The sequence below is a fragment of the Ruegeria sp. YTSC199 genome (assembly GCF_059609725.1).
On sequence record NZ_JBXWMF010000075.1, the window covers coordinates 1 to 1,337 of the forward strand.

Below are 1,337 nucleotides of genomic sequence, written 5' to 3' on the forward strand. Positions count from 1 at the left end.
TGTGTGGATGGCTCCTGCATTGCAAGCGTTTTTTGCGGTTGCGATGGTCTGTCAGTACAGTCGTGTGTCCGGCCTGTTTGCGTGGCGATTGCCACTGGCCATGATGAGTTCCGCAAGCAAGGTTCCTATCGGCTAATCGACCTCAAGGGCCGCGACATCCATCGGAGTGTCCTTACTCTTGGTTGACTTCTTTTCGCATCATCACATCAAGCGTCTTGCGTCTCTTGGCGGGATCAGGCGATCGGCTGCCGGTATTCTTCTCCTTTCGTCAGGATGGCCCAGATGATCCGGGCAGATTTGTTGGCCATGGCGACTGTGGCCAGTCTAAAGGGTTTCTGATCGAGTAATTTCGCTGTCCAGATGTCCGCCTGCTCAGGCTTGTTCCTCGCCATGAGCGCCCGTGATGTCATCCCGACGATCAAAAGCTTGCGGACGTATCGGTCACCCTTTTTGGTTATGCGACCAAGGCGTTCCTTACCACCACTGGACTTGTTCAGTGGCGTGAGGCCCAGCCAAGCCGCCAGATCGCGCCCGGTTTCGAACTGTTTCGCGTCGCCGATGGTGGCAACAACAGCTGAAGCTGTGATCGGGCCGATCCCAGGCATGCGCATCAGCCGCCGCGCATCGGCATCCAGCCATGCGTGCTGTTCGATCAGCTTAGTCAGTCCGTCGATACGCGCATTGAGGCCATTCAGTTGATGGCACATGACACCGAGAATACCATCCGCGATCTCCGGCATTTCCAACTGCCCCTCGGTGCCGTGTTCTCGTGCGAACTTGGACACCGCTTCGATACCCGTTGGCAGAATGTGACCAAACTCACGAAGTATGCTGCGGATCATGTTAACGACCTGTGTACGTTGTCGGACAACCAGGTCTCGTGCCCGATGAATGGCGAGAACAGCCTGCTGGTCTTCCGTTTTGATTTCGACGAAGCGCATGGTGGGGCGACGCACAGCCTCGCAGATCGCTTCGGCATCGGCTGCATCAGTCTTGCCGCGCTTCACATAGGGTTTGACGTATGCGGCCGGCATAAGGCGAACATCATGCCCGAGCTTGCTCAGCTCACGACCCCAGTGATGCGCCGATCCGCAGGCCTCCATGCCAACAACACAGCGCGGCAGCGTCTCAAAGAACGCCAGCAGCTTCGCGCGTTTGATTTTTTTGTTGATGATCCTGCGCCCGGTCGCTGAAACGCAGTGAACTTGAAAAACGTCCTTGGCCAAATCCAGGCCCACGGTCTTTACTGTCATTGGGTGGCTCCTTTCCTAGCAGTCGATAACAACTGCACTTTGGCACGTTCGATGCCGGTGGAGCAGGAGCCATCCACCTCATCC

At 56.7% G+C, this 1,337-nt stretch carries 1 protein-coding gene; it reads right to left on the reverse strand.

Features of this window, described 5'->3' with window-relative positions:
* Positions 1-233: 233 nt before the first annotated feature.
* Positions 234-1,253 (reverse strand): IS110 family RNA-guided transposase, encoded by a 1,020-nt coding sequence (locus AC2FEE_RS25580; protein ID WP_496868225.1) that lies wholly within the window; start codon positions 1,251-1,253, stop codon positions 234-236.
* Between the last annotated feature and the right edge of the window lie 84 nt (positions 1,254-1,337).

What these genes read in the sequence shown, in the direction of transcription:
- AC2FEE_RS25580 (WP_496868225.1), bottom strand. Translation starts at nt 1,253, where the DNA reads ATGACAGTAAAGACCGTGGGCCTGGATTTGGCCAAGGACGTTTTTCAA.